The sequence below is a fragment of the Halonotius terrestris genome (assembly GCF_006861665.1).
In the GTDB taxonomy this organism is placed as follows: domain Archaea; phylum Halobacteriota; class Halobacteria; order Halobacteriales; family Haloferacaceae; genus Halonotius; species Halonotius terrestris.
Genome location: NZ_RKLU01000003.1, coordinates 388,354 through 405,840 on the forward strand (window position 1 = coordinate 388,354; position 17,487 = coordinate 405,840).

17 protein-coding genes are annotated in these 17,487 nt (G+C 65.6%); 13 read left to right on the forward strand and 4 right to left on the reverse strand.

Features of this window, described 5'->3' with window-relative positions; genetic code table 11:
• Window positions 1–91: 91 nt before the first annotated feature.
• Window positions 92–1,087 carry a hypothetical protein gene (locus EGH24_RS08800; protein ID WP_142979778.1) on the forward strand — a complete coding sequence of 332 codons (996 nt, stop codon included), beginning with the start codon at window positions 92–94 and terminating at the stop codon, window positions 1,085–1,087.
• Window positions 1,088–1,412: 325 nt separating this feature from the next.
• On the opposite strand, the gene ppc is transcribed toward EGH24_RS08800, so the two are convergent.
• On the reverse strand, window positions 1,413–4,106 hold the full coding sequence (gene ppc, locus EGH24_RS08805) for a phosphoenolpyruvate carboxylase (RefSeq protein ID WP_142979779.1): 2,694 nt from the start codon (window positions 4,104–4,106) through the stop codon (window positions 1,413–1,415).
• A gap of 162 nt (window positions 4,107–4,268) precedes the next feature.
• Here ppc and EGH24_RS08810 point away from each other — a divergent pair, with 162 nt between their 5' ends.
• From EGH24_RS08810 to EGH24_RS15335, 3 genes are read left to right on the forward strand one after another with little or no spacing between them, the layout of a single operon-like run.
• The gene (locus EGH24_RS08810) at window positions 4,269–5,120 is read left to right on the forward strand and encodes a ubiquinol-cytochrome c reductase iron-sulfur subunit (RefSeq protein WP_142979780.1); all 852 of its coding nucleotides are present in this window, start codon (window positions 4,269–4,271) and stop codon (window positions 5,118–5,120) included.
• A 44-nt stretch (window positions 5,121–5,164) separates the two neighbouring features.
• Window positions 5,165–5,476 (forward strand): hypothetical protein, encoded by a 312-nt coding sequence (locus EGH24_RS08815; RefSeq protein WP_142979781.1) that lies wholly within the window; start codon window positions 5,165–5,167, stop codon window positions 5,474–5,476.
• A 50-nt stretch (window positions 5,477–5,526) separates the two neighbouring features.
• Window positions 5,527–5,703, forward strand: a complete 177-nt coding sequence (locus EGH24_RS15335) for a hypothetical protein (RefSeq protein ID WP_185903284.1) — start codon at window positions 5,527–5,529, stop codon at window positions 5,701–5,703.
• A 29-nt stretch (window positions 5,704–5,732) separates the two neighbouring features.
• Here the strand turns inward: EGH24_RS15335 and EGH24_RS08820 are convergent, their stop codons facing one another.
• Both EGH24_RS08820 and EGH24_RS08825 read right to left on the reverse strand, forming a co-directional pair.
• Window positions 5,733–7,715: a molybdopterin biosynthesis protein gene (locus EGH24_RS08820; RefSeq protein ID WP_142979782.1), complete on the reverse strand. Its 1,983-nt coding sequence runs from the start codon at window positions 7,713–7,715 to the stop codon at window positions 5,733–5,735.
• Window positions 7,712–8,944, reverse strand: coding sequence for a molybdopterin molybdotransferase MoeA (locus tag EGH24_RS08825; protein ID WP_142979783.1), 1,233 nt, complete (start codon window positions 8,942–8,944; stop codon window positions 7,712–7,714). Before EGH24_RS08825 ends, EGH24_RS08820 begins: the two co-directional genes overlap by 4 nt.
• 116 nt (window positions 8,945–9,060) lie before the next feature.
• Between EGH24_RS08825 and EGH24_RS08830 the strand changes: the two genes are divergently transcribed.
• The 6 genes from EGH24_RS08830 (at window position 9,061) to EGH24_RS08855 (ending at window position 13,720) form a co-directional block, all read left to right on the forward strand.
• Window positions 9,061–9,423 carry an Hsp20/alpha crystallin family protein gene (locus EGH24_RS08830; protein ID WP_142979784.1) on the forward strand — a complete coding sequence of 121 codons (363 nt, stop codon included), beginning with the start codon at window positions 9,061–9,063 and terminating at the stop codon, window positions 9,421–9,423.
• Window positions 9,424–11,109 (forward strand): ABC1 kinase family protein, encoded by a 1,686-nt coding sequence (locus tag EGH24_RS08835; protein WP_142979785.1) that lies wholly within the window; start codon window positions 9,424–9,426, stop codon window positions 11,107–11,109. It begins immediately after the preceding gene.
• An 80-nt stretch (window positions 11,110–11,189) separates the two neighbouring features.
• Complete coding sequence (locus EGH24_RS08840; protein WP_142979786.1) at window positions 11,190–11,492, forward strand: UPF0175 family protein; 303 nt, start codon at window positions 11,190–11,192, stop codon at window positions 11,490–11,492.
• Window positions 11,489–12,013, forward strand: coding sequence for a hypothetical protein (locus EGH24_RS08845; RefSeq protein ID WP_142979787.1), 525 nt, complete (start codon window positions 11,489–11,491; stop codon window positions 12,011–12,013). Before EGH24_RS08840 ends, EGH24_RS08845 begins: the two co-directional genes overlap by 4 nt.
• 45 nt (window positions 12,014–12,058) lie before the next feature.
• Entirely contained in the window at window positions 12,059–12,994 is a 936-nt protein-coding gene (locus EGH24_RS08850) for an NAD(P)H-binding protein (protein ID WP_142979788.1), read from the forward strand.
• Window positions 12,995–12,997: 3 nt separating this feature from the next.
• Window positions 12,998–13,720: a DUF7530 family protein gene (locus EGH24_RS08855; protein ID WP_142979789.1), complete on the forward strand. Its 723-nt coding sequence runs from the start codon at window positions 12,998–13,000 to the stop codon at window positions 13,718–13,720.
• Window positions 13,721–13,794: 74 nt separating this feature from the next.
• Here EGH24_RS08855 and EGH24_RS15340 read toward each other — a convergent pair whose 3' ends face one another.
• Window positions 13,795–13,968, reverse strand: coding sequence for a DUF5786 family protein (locus EGH24_RS15340; RefSeq protein ID WP_185903285.1), 174 nt, complete (start codon window positions 13,966–13,968; stop codon window positions 13,795–13,797).
• Window positions 13,969–14,117: 149 nt separating this feature from the next.
• On the opposite strand from EGH24_RS15340, the gene EGH24_RS08860 reads away from it, so the two are divergent.
• The 3 genes from EGH24_RS08860 (at window position 14,118) to EGH24_RS08870 (ending at window position 17,476) form a co-directional block, all read left to right on the forward strand.
• Window positions 14,118–15,191: a DUF5784 family protein gene (locus EGH24_RS08860; RefSeq protein WP_142979790.1), complete on the forward strand. Its 1,074-nt coding sequence runs from the start codon at window positions 14,118–14,120 to the stop codon at window positions 15,189–15,191.
• Window positions 15,192–15,236: 45 nt separating this feature from the next.
• Window positions 15,237–16,166 (forward strand): NAD-dependent epimerase/dehydratase family protein, encoded by a 930-nt coding sequence (locus EGH24_RS08865; RefSeq protein ID WP_142979791.1) that lies wholly within the window; start codon window positions 15,237–15,239, stop codon window positions 16,164–16,166.
• A gap of 101 nt (window positions 16,167–16,267) precedes the next feature.
• The gene (locus tag EGH24_RS08870) at window positions 16,268–17,476 is read left to right on the forward strand and encodes a lysylphosphatidylglycerol synthase transmembrane domain-containing protein (protein ID WP_142979792.1); all 1,209 of its coding nucleotides are present in this window, start codon (window positions 16,268–16,270) and stop codon (window positions 17,474–17,476) included.
• Window positions 17,477–17,487 lie beyond the last annotated feature (11 nt).

Here is a 17,487-nt window from a genome sequence, read left to right on the forward strand (position 1 = left end):
ACGAAAATCGGCGCAACTGTGGCTAAAACGCGGTAATTCGAGGCTACTGCTATCCGGCTTGAAGTAGGTACCGCCAGTATGCCCAATCGCAATGAACCGAACCACGATCATGGCTGTGATCATGGCAGTCTGCCTGCTGGCCGTCCCGATCGCCTCGGGTGCGGTCGCAGCCCAGACCACCGACGACACGACCAATGAAACGGAAACGAATGAGACGGCGGACAGCGACGACACGTCCGATGACGACGCGTCAGTTGACGACGGGTCCGAGGATGATGCGGACGCTAACGAAACCGATGACGGCGAGAACGAAACCGACGACGGGAACGAAACCGACGACGGGAACGAAACCGAGGTCGCGTTCGCGTACAACGCGACACTCGACAACGAGACCGTGACGGTGACGGTCACGTCGAACGGATCGGCCGTCGAGAACGCGAGCGTCGCGGTCAACGGCACTGACGTCGGGACGACCGACGAGAACGGCACCGTTGCCTTCGATCTCGGTAACCGCTCGGCCATCGAGGTCGCAGTGACCGTCGACGACACGACCGAGACGACCGTCTACGCGGTCGAAGACGGCACGCTCGTGGCCCAGTCCGAAGAGGACGTCGAGGAGATTCCCGAGGCAGCCCCCGAAAAGGTCTCCACGATCCAGCGGCTGATCGACGCCTTCCGGAACGGCGAGTTCGAGAAACTCGGACCCGTCATCTCCGACGCCGTGAGCAATGCCGGCGGTAACAGCGACCGCGCGGCTAACGGCTCGGGCCCGCCGGAGCAAGCAGGCGGCCCCGGTAACGACAGCGGGCCGGGCAACGCACCCGCCGATGCCGGGCGACCTGACGACGCCGGGAACGCCGACCGCGGCAACGCCCCTGAGAACGCGGGCAACGCGGATCGCGGTAACGGACAAGGCAACGGACAGGACGCTGCGGGCAACAGCGACCGCTCCGGCGATGCCGACGGTGACGACGCTGACGATGCGGACGACAGCGATGAAGCTGACAGCGACGATGACGACGACACCGATGCAGGCAGCAACAACGGCAACGGTCGATCCGGCGGTAACGGCAACGGCCCGCCGTAGCGACCGACTGATCACCACGCTCCACCCGATGCAGTCCCCGGGCACTCCCCACACGCCATCTGAGGCACCCCACGGCGTGTGGTTCGTTTGAACGCCCTCACCTGAGGGCGGTCCCCGCTGACGATTCCCCACCCCTCCACCGCAGCTTTCGACTCCCCACCCGCTGACAGTTCGGCCCTCCACCACGCCCTGCAGCGGTGATCGTTTTTCCAGCAACCAACCCCCGTAGCGACGCCGTAAGTCGGTCAGCCGAGCGGGTAGCGAGGCTACGCACACCAGCCAGCAGCGCGAAAAAGTAGCGATTAGCGAAAACAGCGAGTCGGCGTTATCCGGTGTTTTTCATCCCGGCAGCGATCCCGTTGACCGTCAGCCGGAGGGTTCGCTCCTCGGATTCAGTCAGGTGGGTCTGGCTCAACAGGTGCGTCTGCAGTAGGTTCAGCGGGTCGACGTAGGGGTTGCGCCGTTCGAGACTCTCGTCGAACCAGTCACGCCGCAGCAGCGAGTCACGGCCTGTGATCTCCAGCATGTACTCGACCGTCTGCTCGTACTCGGCTTCCAGCCACGGCTGGAACGTCTCCCGGAGATCGCTGTCGGCGAGCGCGGCGTACTCGTCGGCGATTTCGAGATCCGTCTGGGCAAGTGCAATCGTCGCACGGTCGAACGTCGTCCGGAAGAACGGCCACTCCTCGTACATCTCCGCGAGCGTCTCGATGTCGCCGCCGTCATCGAGATAGGCGTCGATCCCGGAGGCAATCGAGAACCAGCCCGGCAGGATACACCGCGACTGCGTCCACGAGAAGACCCACGGAATGGCACGGAGGTCNNCGACNGNNCGNTCNTCCGANCGNGAGGCNGGCCGNGANCCGAGNTTNAGNTNCTCGATGACNGTGATCGGCGTCGCCTGCTCGAANNAGGANACGAAGCCGTCNGTCTCCAGCAGATCGCGGTACTCCGAGCGGGCGGCGTCGGCCATCGTGTTCATCGCGTCGCTCCACTCGTCGGGCACCTGCTCGACCGGCTCTTCCATTGCGTTGTGCCGGGCGCGGATCTGGGCGTCGAGCATCTGTTCGAGGTTGCGCTCGGCGATCCGCGGCAAGCCGTATTTCTCGGCGATGACCTCGCCCTGCTCGGTGAACTTCACCTGTCCGGTGACGGTCTCGTTGGGGAGGGCGAGCAGCGCGCGGTTCATCGGGCCGCCGCCGCGGGAGATCGAGCCGCCGCGGCCGTGGAACATCCGCACCGTCACGCCGTAGTTGTCGGTGATCTCCGCGAGACGTCGCTGGTTGTTGTAGAGGTCCCAGTTGGCCGCCATGAAGCCGTTTTCCTTGTTTGAGTCGGAGTAGCCCAGCAGGATCTCTTGGGTGTTGCCGCGGATATCGAGGGCCTGCCCGTAGGCCTCGTTTTCGAACAGCGTCCCCATGATCCGGTCGGCCCCGTTGAGCGCGTACTCGGTTTCCAGCAGCGGGACGATGTCGATACCGACGTGATCCGGCAGCGACACCACGTCGACCTGATCGGCGAGGAACAGCACTTCCAGCACGTGGCTCGGCTCCTCGGCCATCGAGATGCAGTAGGTGTCGATGGCCTCTATCCCGTACTCCTTCTGCCAATCACCCAGCGCGAGGAAGCGATCGATGACCTTCTGTGACTCCTCGCTGAGATCGCCCGGAGACTCCATATCGAGGAGCTGCTCGTCCTGCAGGATGGCGTCAGTCAGGAGTTCAACACGTTCGTCCTCGTCAAGATCGCGGTAGTCGATCCCCTCGTTGGCGAGGGCCTCGTCGAGGGCCTTGGTGTGCTGGATGCGGTGGTCCCGGAGGTCGAGGCTGGCCAGCGAGAAGCCGAAGGTGTCGACCTGCCGGATCAGCGGTTGGATGAACGTGTCGGCGATGTCGACGCCGCCGTAGGCCCGCAGGCTGGCGTCGACGGTTTCGAGATCCGCCAGCAACTCCTCGCTGTCCTCATAGCCACCGGGCCGAACGTCGCCAACGCGGTCGAGTCGCTCCCGCATCAGGCCGAACTTCTGACGGTAGGGCTCCTCGGGGTACCGTTCCTCGGCGACCTCGGAGACGGAGGGGAACCGCTCGATGTCGGCGTCGAGCGAGGATTTGAACGCGCCGGTGGTCGCATACCGGTCGCCGTCCTGACTCAACACGGCCGAAAGCCGCTTGAGCTGGGTCTGGTACCGATCGAGGACGATGTTCCGCTGGGTTTCCAGCGTCTCGTCAGTCACGTCGACGGTGACGAAGGGGTTGCCGTCGCGGTCGCTGCCGGCCCACGAGCGGAACTCGAANAGNTTCGGCACNTCGANGTCGGGGTACNCCTCGNTGACNNCNNCCTCNAACTCGCNGTANACCTCNCCGACNACATCGAACAGCGTGTTTTCGAGGTACCACTGGATGTTGCGCGCCTCGTCCTGTGGCTCGGGCTGTCGCTGCCGTACCTGTCGGGTCTGCCAGAGGCTGGTCACCTCAGCCTCGATCTCCTGCCAAACATCCTCGGCTTCCTGATCGGTGAGGTTGTGTTCGTCCATCGTCCGGAGGTGGTCGGCGATAGAGCGGAGCTTGGCCTTGATCGTGCTCCGGCGGGCCTCCGTTGGGTGGGCAGTGAAGGTCGGCTCGATCAACACGTCATCGAGGATTCCGGCGACGGTGTCGCTGTCGACATCGGCTTCGGCCAGCGTCTCGACGGTTCTGTCGAGGCTGTCCTCAAGGGTCCCTTCCTGTGAGCCGGTCCGGACGGCTCGGACGCGTTCACGCTCCTCGGCGAGGTTGATGAGTTCGAAGTAGGTCGTAAACGCACGAGCGACTTCCCCCTCCTCGCCGGGCGAAAGCTCGTCGATCGTCTCTCTGAGTTCGTCCCGGGAGTCGATCTCGCCGTCGCGGTAGGCGATCGCGGCTTGGCGGAGGGCTTCGACGGTTTCGAAGGAGTCAGTCGAAGTCTGTTCTTTCAGTACGTCACCGAGTAGGGCACCGAGTTCACGGACGTCCTGCCGGACACCTCGGTTGTGCAATGACATACCGTATGGTAGAACAACCCACTCCTAAAAGTGTCACCACATCGGCCGTGTCGGCCTCATCCGCCGCCGACGCCGCACAGCGGGCCGAACCCCGGCGATCGATCGACGTGCCGGCCCCGAGATATTCGTCATGCTTTTCACCGGCGCGACCAACCATCAGTCATGAGCGAAGACGACAAGTATCCCGCGGAATCCGGACGACGGCGGTTCGTCAAAGGCGTCGTCGGCGGCGGCGCGCTGGCCGGGGTCGGCGCGACCGGCGCGGTCACGGTCAACACGCTGACGACCGCCTCCGGTGCGGGTGGGGGGACGGTCGAAGCACGGGTCGTCGAGAACGTCGGCGGGCCCGCGCCACACGGGATGCCGCAGATCCCGATCGAGATCGACGACAACGGTGACATCAAGGGTATCTGGCCCGAGGTCATCACCGAAACCGTCCAAGGGGTCGAAGTCGAGATCGCCCGCAGCGAGGACTTCAAGGGCTCCGGCGTCACCTACTCTCAAGAGTGGTTCCAGTACTGCGGGATCGAGTCCAACAACGCCGTCACCCCGACCTACGAGTCGGATAACTACTTTAAATCCGACCCCGATACGAAGTACGCGTGGCAGCAGGACGCGCTGTCGGGCGGCGACGTGCTCAACGTTAGCGATCTGGCGGACTACGAGGACTGGGGCAACGGAATCGGCTCCGACGGGATCGGCAAACCCGCGATGGTAACGTGGCGATCCGAAGAGTCAGAAAACCCGGTCCCGGTGACCGTCCTCCGGTCGTCGACCGTCGAGGAAGCGGCCCAAAACGATCCGTGGCTGGAAGCCAGCACCGATCAAGGCGTGATGGCATGGCTGAACAAGTGTACCCACTTCTGTTGTGTCCCGGGCTACAAGTCCAACGGTGGCGACTCGGTCTCCTACGGCGCGGAAGACCTGATCTACTGTCAGTGCCACCAGTCGGTGTACGATCCCTTCTCGGTCGTCTCCTCGATCTACGTGGCTCGCCCGCGACCCGAAGGATAACCGACGGCCCCTGGACTTTTTTCGCCCGCCGATCGATACCCGCTATGAGCGACGCCAGCGATTTCGAGGTCAACCGCGACCATGCCCGCGAACTACTCGCCGAGGACGACCTCACCGCCCTCCATCTCGGCGTGATCCGCGACGACGACACCGTCGATACCGTCGTCGCACGTGGCGACAGCGAGAGCGACGAGAGCCTGCAAGCCCTCTCGTTGCTCGCAGCACACATCCGCGCGGTCGCCACCGAAGCCGGCGTCGAGTACGACGCCGTCGCCGCCGACGCCGCCGCTATCGCCGGGCAACTCGACGACCTCTCGGTTGAGGCGATGGAACAAACGAACGCCGAGGACGAGTGAGACAGCCGGATAGCCACCGTTATGTAGGACGCCACCCCGAACCCGAATAGATGTCTGAACGCCAGTTATCGGGCGGATCGGTCGTGACGAAGGCCATCGCAATGATTGCACTCGTCGTGCTGTTAGTGCTCGGTGTCGGAATCAGCGGGTCCCTCACGCTCGCCGGATTCGCTCGGGCGATTCCCGCATTCGTCGTGATCGGTGCCGTAATCGTCTGGTTCCTGTAACCGAGCCGTACACACGTCTCGGGGAACGGTTAGTCGAAGCGATATCCAGCCAGCGACGCACAGTCCTCCGGCAGCGTCGCCAGCGCGTCCCGGAGGGTGTCGAACGCGTCCTTTTCGATCCGGTCGGGGTTGCCGAGCAGGCGCACCGGCTGGTCGCCCAAGGAAACGAAGTCGAGCCCGAGTTTCGCAGCAGTCGTCCGCAGACCGAGACCGGCGTCAGCTCGACCGTCGGCAACGCGTCGGGCGGGGCTCTCGACGCCTTTGACCGTCGCCTCGAAGCCGTGGATCGATTCGACGAGGCTGTGCCGTGAGACGCCACGCTTGTCGGCCAACGCCGCGAGCGAATTCGAGAGACTCGTGCGGAGCCCGGAGGTCGTATCGCGGTTGACGAACGCGATATCGTTATCAACAAGATCAGCGAGGTCAGCGAGATCGTACGGGTTCCCTTCCGGTACCACGAACCCCCACTCCCGCGACCAGCCGCCGAGTTCGACCGCCTCGACCTCGCGGTCGGTTGGGCCGGCGACGACGGCGATATCCGGCACGCCGTTGCGGAGTCGGCGGGCGCCCTCGCGGCTGCCAAGCGGGAGGAACCGCGGGCGGTCGAGGGCGTCCAGCAGCTCAGTGAGGGCCGGGTCGGCCTCGCCGACCGCGAGCAGATTCGGTGGGCGCACGTCGGGGTCGAACAGCTGCACCGTCACCGACTCGCCGGCCGCGAGGTAGTCCGTGTCGGGAGCGATCTCGACGACGCCGTCGGCATCGACGAGGCTCGTCGTCGCGCCCGATCCCTTATCGACCGGATAGACGAGCGTGTTGCCGTCAGCGTCCTCGATCAGGCCAACCGACAGCAGGCGAAGCCGGCCCTCGTCGTGTCGCTGTTTGGCGATCAGTTCGCCGTCGACGGTCGCAGTCGCCGGCTCGGGCTGGCCGGCGGCCGCCCGGATCGCCGGCGCGACGAAAACGCGGAAAATCGTCAGTGCCGAAACGGGATAGCCCGGCAGTCCGATGTAGGCTGATTGGGCCGTCTCATCGCTGCTGTCGTCGGTCGCTGCCGCTTCGGCATCGTCGTCCGCGTCATGCTGATCGATCCGGCCGACGAGCATCGGTTTGCCCGGCTTGACCGACACGCCGTGCAGCAGGAGTTCGCCGCGTTCCTCGATGACGCGATAGATCACGTCAACCGCGCTGGCGGAGGTCGAGCCCGACGAAAGCACGAGATCACACTCGTCGGCCGCCTGCCGGAGCAAGTCCTCCATCGCGTCGAAGTCGTCGCCTGCGTGGGGATAGACGACAGCTTCGCCGCCGGCTGCTTCGACGCCTGCGGCGATCGTGTTGGTGTTGACATCGTAAATCTCGCCGCGCTCGCTGTCGAGGGGTTCGCCCGGCGGAACGAGTTCGTCGCCCGTCGAGATGATCCCGACGCGTGGGCGCGTGCGGAACGGGACCTCGTCGACGCCGAGTGCGGACAACAAACCGATCTCCCGCGGCGTCAGGCGCGTGCCGGGCCCGATCGCACGCGCGCCGGCGGCGATGTCCGCGCCCGCGAGCATGACGTTCTCACTCGGCGCGACCGCCGTGCGGATTTCGATGGCCGTGTCGTCGCTGTCATCGTCGTTGCCGCCGATTTCGTCGCCATCGATCTCGTCGGTTCGCTCAACGACGACGACCGCGTCGGCCCCGGGCGGCATGACCGCGCCGGTCGAAATCTCGACGCAGGTACCGGGTTCGACCGAGACATCAGGGTTCTCGCCGGCGTGAACCGTCCCGGCGAGGTCGAGCACCGTGGGATCGGCTTCACCCGCACCGACCGTGTCGCTGGCCTGTACGGCGTAGCCGTCCATCGCCGCGCGGTCGAACCCCGGCACGTCGATCTCGGCGTCGATCCGCTCGGCCAGCACGCGACCGCGGGCTGCTCGGAGGTCGACGCGCTCGGTGCCACCGCCGAGATCGAGGTCCGCGATGGTTTCGCGGACGGTTTCCGGGTCGGCCAGCGTGCGGAACTCCTTGGTCATGGCATCACCTCCCAGCGTTCGACATCAACTGTCTCGCCCGCGCTGTAGCCCTCCCGGTCTTCGGGGACGACGACCCAGCCATCCGCGAGCGCAACGCTGGAGAGAATACCCGCGCCGCCGGTGCGGACGGGGGTTGCGGTGCGTTCGTCACCCGATTCAGCGTCGCTCGTTTCGACGCGGGCAAACGTTCGAGTGCCGGGCTCGCTGGGGAGTTTGCGCGCCAGCGTCGCCGACTGCGTCGGCACAGGCTCGACGGCCATGTGGCCCGCCCGCTTGAGTGCGGGCCGGAGGAACTGCATCGCGGTGACGATACAGGCGACTGGATTTCCGGGCAACATGAGCACCGGCGTCTCTTGGACGACGCCGAGTGCGACGGGGTAGCCGGGTTTGATCGCCACGCCGTGGACGAGTACCTCCCCGAGTTCATCGACGACCTCCGGGAGGAGGTCGCGCTCGCCGACCGAGGAGCCGCCCGTGGTGACGATCACGTCCTTCGTCAGATCGCGCTGAATCGCCGCCCGGAGCGCGGAAGTGTCGTCGGTGACGGTGTTGCGGTAGGTCGCTACGCCACCCCAACGATCAACCAACTGCGAGACGGTCAGCCCGTTGGTTTCGATGATCTCGCCCGGCTCTGGTTCGTGTTCGACGAGTTCCTCGCCGGTCGGGACGACGCCGACCGTGGGCTCCTGATAGACCTCGATCTCGTAGCAGCCGACTGATTTCAGCAGACCGAGGTCGGAGGGGCGGAGGCGGTGGCCCGGCTCGTAGAGCGATTGGCCCTCAGCAACGTCCTCGCCAACTGGGCCGACGTGAGTCCCTTCGGCGACGGCTGCGAAAACCTCGATCTCGTTGCCGACCGCTTCGGTCTCCTCGATTTTTACGACGGCATCGGCTCCGTCGGGGATTTCGCTGCCGGTATGGACGGGAACAGCTCCGTTGGGACGGCAGTCGGCGCCGGCGTCGAGAGCATCCAAAACTTCGGGGCTGCGGCTCGACGCGCCGACCGTGTCGTTGGCGCGGACCGCGTAGCCGTCCATCGCCGCCCGGTCGTAGTTCGGCACCGGGGTCGGCGCGGTGAGTTCGGTCGCCACCACGCGGCCGTCGGCCAGCGAGAGCCGCAGGCGTTCGGTGCGGTCGTGGGGCGTGACCGCCGACAGCAACTGCTCGCGGGCGGCCGCGAGGCGGGTTCGCTGCTTGAACCCGGCGCGGCGTCTGTCCTCAGTGGGCATGAGTCCGCTTGCAGGGCCGGGCCCATAAGCCGCCCCCTCGCGCAGTCGACCGCAGGGAGACCGCGCTGGCGACCCCGACCGCGGGGTTTTTCGACCTCCCGACCCTACGGGGCGGTATGTCACCACTGCGCGACGCGTTGCAGGAGTTGCCGGATGCGGTGTTCGGTGATCTCTTGGAGTCCGACGACGCCTACCTCCTCGTCCTCGACGTGCCCGGCGTGACGGCCGACACCACCGAGGTTCGCGCCGAGGGCGGCCGACTGGTCATCGACGCCCGGCGGCGGAAATCGGTGCCGCCGGAGTTCCAGTACCGCCGGGAGGACCGGCCGCTGTTCATCGACGCCGAACTCCCGCTACCGCGGGATGTCGACAGTGAGGACGCGACCGCCGAGATCGACAACGGCGTCCTCGAAATCCGGCTGCCGAAAGCAACCGACAGCGACGGGCAACCGATCCCCATCGACGACGCTGCGGCGTAGGTGATCACACTGGTTTCCCTGCGTGCCTACTGGCGATTCATCGTCGTCGCCTACCGGTTTTTGCCCCTCATCGTCGCTTTCCTGCGCGATAAGCGGCGGTTCATTATCTTCGGCCGTCCTCGGCGGGTCAGCAGAGAAATGCAGCGCGAGCGCGCGGCAGTGCTGCTGGACACGCTGTTGACGCTCGGGCCGACGTTCATCAAACTCGGACAGTTGCTCTCGACGCGGCCCGATATCATGCCGAAGGCCTACATCGAGGTGCTGTCGAGCCTGCAGGACGACGTGCCGCCCGCGCCGTGGCCGGAATCAAAACAGGTCATCGAGGACGAACTCGGCCCGGTGGATGAGGTCTTCGATGAGTTCGACACCGACCCGATCAGCGGCGCGAGCCTCGGGCAGGTCTATCTCGCCGAATACGAGGGCGAACAGGTCGCCGTCAAGGTTCGCCGCCCCGGTATCGAGTCGCTGGTCGAAGCTGACCTGAAGGTCCTGCGGTGGTCGATCCCGCTGCTCGTCCGGCTCACCGATGAAGGGCGGGCGTTCTCGCTGGACAGCCTCGCCGACGAGTTCGCCAAAACCATTCGCCAGGAGATGAACTACACCCGCGAACGCGACATCTTAGAGGAAATTCGGGACAACTTCGACGGCAACGAGAAACTCGACATCCCCGAACCCATCGACGCGGTCTCGAAGCCGCGCGTGCTCACGATGGAGTACATCCCCGGCACGAAGATCAACGACATCGAGGCCCTCGACGAGAAGGGCNTCGACCGNACNNNGNTNGCGNNGACGCTCCAGCGCGTCTATCTCCNGATGATCGTCGNNGACGGCNTCTTCCACGCNGANCCCCANCCNGGCAANCTCNCNGTGNANGACGACGGNACGATCGTCTTCTACGANTTCGGCATGTCGGGTACGGTCGACCCCTTCATCCAAGACAAGATCGTCGAATTCTACATCGCCGTCGCCAACCAAGATATTCCGGCGATTCTCGATACCCTCGTCGAGATGGGGACGCTCAGTCCCACCGCCGACCGGCAGGTCATGGGCGACGTGTTAGAGCTCGCTATCGCTGACGCCCGCGGCGAGGATATCGAGCAGTACCGCGTCAACCAGATCATCGAGCAGGTCGAATCGACCATCTACGAGTTCCCCCTACGACTGCCGCGAAACCTCGCGCTCATCCTCCGAGTTGCGACCGTCGTCGAGGGCGTCTGCGTGACCCTCGACGAGGACTTCGACTTCATCGCGGTCGCCACCCACTACCTGACAGAACAGGGGTATCGGGAGGAGACGATCAAACAGGTCGCCACCGAGGCCGGCGAGCAGGTCCAAGAGACCGCGGAGGCCCTGTTCACGGTGCCGCCGAAGCTCGACCGCGTCCTCGATACGGTCGAACGCGACAACCTCACGGTCAACGTCCAGATCGACGACGAAAACCACGTCCTCGACAAACTCGCAAAGCGGATTTCCTACTCGATCATCGTCGCCGTCGGGCTGCTGTCGGCGTCGATCATTTACTCCTTTACGGGCCAGTGGCGCATCTCGGTGGCGATTCTCGCGCTAACGGTGCCGATGGTGTTCTTCCTCTATCGGTCGTTCAAACAGCCGACCGGGCTACGCGCCCGCCCGCAGTTCACCCGCCAGAGCATGCGGGAACAACGGCGGCGCGACGAGGATCGGTAACTACGTAGCCCAGTTTGTATTCCAGAGCGTCACTTCCGACAGGACGTTTTTAATGTATGACGTTGTAGTAGAACGTATACATGCCCTCAGTCAGTGCCAGAATTCCCGACGACGACAACGACGAGATCGAGGCCGTCGCCGAACTGCTTGACTCGGACAAAAGTACAGTGATTCGAGAGGCCTTACGCGAAGGGCTTGAAGACATCCGCCTCGACCTCGCAGTCGAACAATATCAGACGGGCGACGTATCGGCGAATCAGGCAGCCCGGATCGCCGGGCTGAGCCTCGCCGACTGGCTGGTGGTCGCCAGAGAACGCAATCTGACGACACAGCTCACGCCAGCTGATCTCGATGCCGACGCCGAGGCTGCCCGGGAGCTATGACGGTCTATCTCGACGCGACAACACTCATCGCACTCGGTTCGGTTGACGCGCTCGATCTGCTGACAGTCCTCGACCGAGAGGTCGTTATCCTTGAGCGAATCAGCAACGAGGTCACGACCGAGCCGGCTCGAACCGCACTCCGGCGGTTCCGCGAGGAGGCTGATCTCAGGTCGGCGACAGCGGTCGATGAGAATGCTATCGAGCAGGCTCAGACGATGCTCGGTGAACCGGAGAGAAACGGTGATGTCGAACTCGTCGCGGGGGTGCTGGCACACGATGACGACGATATCGCAGTTGTAAGCGACGACCAGCGCGTCCGTACGATGGCACGGACGCTCGGCGCGACAGTGACCGGAACGGTCGGTATCGTCGTGCGTGCGGTCGCGTCCGGACGACTCGCTGCCGAGGAAGCCAAAGACCTGATTCGTCGCCTCGACAGCCACGGCCTGCATATGACCGGTGAACTCCGCGAGCGGGCCGACGAACTCATTGACGACGCTGCGGCCGACCGCGAATCGTAGTCAATCGAGCCAACAGTTATTCGCCTCCCGACCGTCTTTCCGACAATGCGTGTGCTCGTCACTGGCGCGACCGGGTTCGTCGGCAGCAACCTCGTCGATGCCCTCGTCGATACCGACCACGAGGTGACCGTACTGACGCGGGACCGGGATCGCTACGACGGGCCGGATGCGGTGCGAGTTGTCGAGGGCAACGTCCTCGAACCGGGCAGCTTCGACGACGCTCTCGATGTCGACGCCGCCTTCTATCTGATTCACTCGATGGGCGCGGGCGGCGACTACGCCGAGCGCGACCGCCGGGCGGCCCGAAACTTCTCGGAAGCCGCCAGCGCGGCTGGCGTCGAGCGCGTCATCTACCTCGGCGGGCTCGGCACCGACCGCGACGACCTCTCGCCGCACCTTCGCTCGCGCCGGGAGGTCGAACGGATTCTCGGTCTCGGTGACTACGACCTCACCGTCCTCCGGGCGGCGATCATCATCGGTTCGGGCTCGATCAGTTTCCAACTCATCCGCCAACTCGCCGGCCGGCTGCCGGTGATGATCACGCCGAAGTGGGTCCACACGGAGTGCCAGCCCATCGCCATCCGGGACGTGATCGGCTACCTCGTCGGCGTGCTTGAGCGACCCGAAACCGCAGGCGAGACCTACGAGATCGGCGGCCCGGAGGTGTTGACCTACGCAGAGATCCTGAAAACGACGCGCCGCCACCTCGGCAGTAAGCTCCGCATCATCCCCGTGCCGGTGTTGACGCCGCGGCTCTCCTCGTGGTGGATCCGCTTCGTCACCGACGTCGATCCGGCGGTCGCCCGGCCGCTGATCGACGGCGTGAAGAACTCCGTCGTCGTCACCGACACCCGGATTCAGGACCTCATCCCACGGGATCGGCTGTCCTTCGAGGCCGCCGTCGCCGAGGCCCTCCAAGGCGAACCAACGTCGCCAGCGACGACCAAAGGCCGGATCGGGCGGCTGCTCCGGGGGCAATGAGCAATGACCGACAACTACGGCGAAACGTGGGTCTACGAGAGCATCGTCGGCGCGCTGCCCGGCTTGGAGCTGTCGAACACCCACGCTGTCGCCATCCAGTTCGGGGTCTTTCAGGTCGGCATCGTCCTGTTCGCGTGGCTCTATGACCTCTGGTCGGCCGCTTTAGCCGGCACCGCGGCGGTCTTCGTCGCCGCCGTCGGCAGCGTCGCCATGCACCGACTCGGAACGAAAAACCGCGCGGCGGAGATTCCGGAGGCCTACTACCGGCTGCTGTTCGGCTCCAGCATCGAGGTCGTCCTCTCGGTGCTGGCGTTTATCGCCCTCGTCACCCACCTGTTCGTCTTCGACGCCCAAACGCCGGGGACGCCGCTGATCGCGTCGCTGTTCGGACCGGAGCCACCGATCGTCGTCGTCTACCTCGTGCTGTTGGTCTCGTGGGACCTCTGTTACCGGATCGGCACCTCGTGGTGGGTCGCGGTCGTCTCGCTGTGGCGGGCGATCAAGTTCCCCTCGGAGCCGTCGACTGCCCGGCGGTTCATCCGGCTCGATCTGGAAAACGTCGGCTTCGCCGTGACGCAGTTGGTCCTCGTCCCGTTCCTGCTGGACCAGCCGTTCCTCCTCGTTGCTGTCAGCGGCCACGTCGTCGCCGTCACCGTCGTCTCCGCGCTGTCGATCTGGCTAACGCGAGCCGATACCCGTGCCTCGGTGGCACCAGCCGACGACTGAATGTGGTAGCGACTCTCGACTGTAGGTACGCCGGTCCGATGTGAGAAACAGAAAGTGATCGACAGCGACAGCCACTACTCGTCCTGCAACTGTTCGAACTGTTCGAGGAGGTCGTCGGCCGACTCGCCGGTGTCGTAGCTCACCGACCCCTCGTACTCGGGCCGCTCCTGCTCGAAGTCGGCATCGACCGTCGAGGTCTTCCGCTCGCGTCGCTCGTGCTCCGCCTCATCGTAGTCTCCTAATGACATGGTATACCATACCTTGGTCGGTGCCGAATAAATAGGTAACGGTTGTTCATCACCGACGGCGGCCGGGTGGTCGTCGTGGCCGTCGCAGACAGTCGAACCGCGTCGTCAGCAGGCAGAACACGTAACTATCCCCCCAGAGACCTTCGGGTGTGGCACGACCGCTTCGCTTCCGGTATGCTCCCGGCACCTGGTCGCCCGGTCGGCTTCGCTCGGAGGTGTTCGAACCGCTGGACGCCAACCTCGGCGCGACGATGGATGAGCCGTGGTACCGTCCACCCAACGGGTACGAGGCCGCCCGCTTCGGAATGGACAACGGCGACACCGCGCTGTTCGTGTGGACCGACGGCGACGAAGGGCCCGACGGCGTCGACGGCGGGCCGGGCGGCTACTGGCTCGGCAACACCGAAACGCCGAGTAGCCTCTGGCGCACCGAGAAATACGGGTTCGACGAAGTGCCCTATCCTGTCTCACGGTGGGCCGAACGTGAACTGCTGGCCCAACTCCGGATGGAGTCACCGTGGCTTACCGACTACGACCACGTCGCGTGGTTCTTCCTCCCNGTNTTCCTCTCGAAGGACGGNCGGGAGACGACCCGCTCGTTTTTCAGCGATCACGCCGCCGGCTTCGCGGATGCGACCGCCGAGGAGGCCCTCCAGCACTACGAGGACGTCCTCAGTACCGGTGCCCTCGACGACTACCGCGAGGAGATGGCCGGCAAGCTCGGCACCTCCGAAAAGCTCGATCTGACGCGGATGACCGCCGCGATGGGCGAGTTCAATGTCGCCAAACTGTTGGTCGACGCCGGCTACGAGATCACCCCCGAAATCGAGGTGACGACCGGCCACTCCATCGACTTCCGCGCTGATCCACCCGACAGCGACGGATCCGGTGGCGTCCTCGTCGAGGTGACCCGCCCGCTGCCGCCGGACCGCCGGGCGGCGAACTCGCCGCTGACGGCGATCCGCGATACGGTCAAAACGAAGACTGACGGCCAACTCGACGAGCACGCCGGCGGCGTCATTCTGTTGGTCGACTGCTCGTCGTTCCCCGATGACGACTGGGCAACGATCGTTTCCGAACAGCCCGATATCGGCCACCGGCCGGCGGTCGTCTTTCGGCTCCGCCCCGACGGGACGGCGACGGGCTACGCGAAGGGGCGGCTCCCGATCGAGTTGGACGGCGTGATCGATTTCGCGCCGACCGACACGAGGCGAACGGGCTGAGTCCCGAACGGAACGTTTTCGTATCCGATAGCGAGTCGTGGGCGTATGGATCTCTCGACCCAGCACGTCCTCGTCACGGGTGGAGCCGGCTTCGTCGGCTCGCACCTCGTCGACCGCCTGCTCGCCGACGGCGCGACGGTGACCGTCGTTGACAACCTCTCGTCTGGCTCCCGCGACCGTATCGCGGACGACGCCGACTTCGTTGAAGCCGACCTCACCGACCCCGACGCGCTCGACGGCGTCCTCGACGGCGTCGACCTCGTCTTCCACCTCGCCGCCTCGAAACTCGTCGATACCGACCGCCCGCACGGCCAGTTCGAGGACAACACGCAGATGACGCTGAACCTCTTGGAGGCGATGGCCGACGCTGACGTGACGAAGATCGCCTACACGTCGTCGTCAACGGTCTACGGCGAGGCTCCGCGACCGACCCCTGAGGACTTCGCCCCGCTCGAACCGATCAGTGCCTACGGCGCGAGCAAACTCGCCGACGAAGGCCTGCTCTCGGCACGAGCCCACAGCCACGACCTCACGGTCTGGAACTTCCGGTTTGCGAACGTCGTGGGACCGGGCCTCCGCGGCGCGGTCATCCCTGATTTCATCGAAAAACTCATCGAGGATCCCGAGTCGCTTACGATCCTCGGCAACGGCCGACAGGAGAAGTCCTATCTGCACATCACCGACTGCGTCGACGCCATGCTGCACATCGTTGCCACCGCTGACGACGCGATGAACACCTACAACCTCGGGACGCGGACGACAACTTCCGTCGATCGTATCGCCGCCATCGTCGCCGACGAGATGGACCTCGATCCCGACTACGAGTACACCGGCGGCGACCGCGGCTGGACTGGCGACGTGCCGAAAATGCGGCTCTCGATCGAGAAACTCGCTGCCCTCGGCTGGGAGCCGAGCCTGAGCAGCGACGAAGCCGTCCGGCAATCAACCCGAGAGCTGCTCGACGAACTCCGCTGATCGCGGGCTGATTTCCGCTGATTGCATCACTCCGAGCCGAAATCCGCGCCCTCCTGCCGTGTTTTAGGTGGGCTTAAATATCTCGCTACGAACGGCCGTGTATGACCGATGCCGGCGATGGCGACCACGGCAGTCCGTGGGCCGACGACGACGCAAACGGCCCGCGAGCCCTGCTGACCCGCCGCCGACTCACGATCGGCGGGACCGTCCTCGTCGTCGCTGGCCTGCTGTTCGCGTTCCGAGAGGTCGACCTCAGCCGCGTCGTCAGCGAAATGCTGCGTGCCGATCCGTGGCTGCTGGCGGCAGCCGTCGGCGTCTATGCCGCCTCGTGGCCGCTGCGCGGGCGGCGGTACGGCGACGTGTTGGCGACGACCGGCCATCCGGCGGGAACGACGTTTCTCACTCTCGCTGTCTTCCTCAGCCAGACGGCGAACCTCGTCGTGCCGGCGCGCGGCGGCGACGCGGTCCGCGCCTACGTGCTGAAGGCTCGGCGGAACGTCCCGTATCCGGCCGGCTTCGCCTCGCTGGCGGTCGAACGCGGCTTCGATCTGGCGTCGATCGCGGTGCTCGGCGGCGTGGCGACCGTCTGGCTCGTCGCTGGCGGTGAGACGGGAACGCTGGCGGCCGTCGCCGACGCGGGCGACGCCCGAACGGCCCTGCTGGCGGCTGGCGGCATGGGCGCGGCGACGCTCGCGGTCGGCCTGCTGACGGTTGCTGTCGCGCGATCAGATCGGGGACTCGGCGGGCGATTTCGGGGACTCGTCGAACGTCGCCCCCGACTCCAAAAACCGGTCGAGGCTGGCCTCTCGTTTGCGACCGACATCGCCGTCGTCGCCCGCAACCCACGAGCGATGGCGACGATCGGCGGCGGCAGCCTCCTGATCTGGTCGCTGGATGTCGCCACCGCGGTACTCGTGCTGGCCGCGCTCGACAGCGGGCTGGCAGCCGGCCCGCTGCTCGCGGTCGGCACCCTCGCCGTCAGCGTTGGCAACCTCGCCAAGGTATTGCCGCTCTCGCAGGGTGGCGTCGGGCTCTACGAAGCCGCCTTCACCGCGTTGGTCGTCGCGTTGACGCCGATCGGCGCGAGCACCGCGCTGGCCGCAGCGGTCGTCGATCACGCCCTGAAGAACGCGGTCACGCTCGTCGGCGGTGGCGGGGCGGTCGCCGTCCTCGGGATTTCGCCGTCGACGGCGGCCCGACGGGGCGAGGACATATCCGGCGAGCCCACGGCGGTCCCACCGGAATCGCCCGCGGCGGCCGAAACCCGAACCGACGGCAGCGGCGGGGAAACGCACGGAGCCGACGACTGAGCCGACACCGA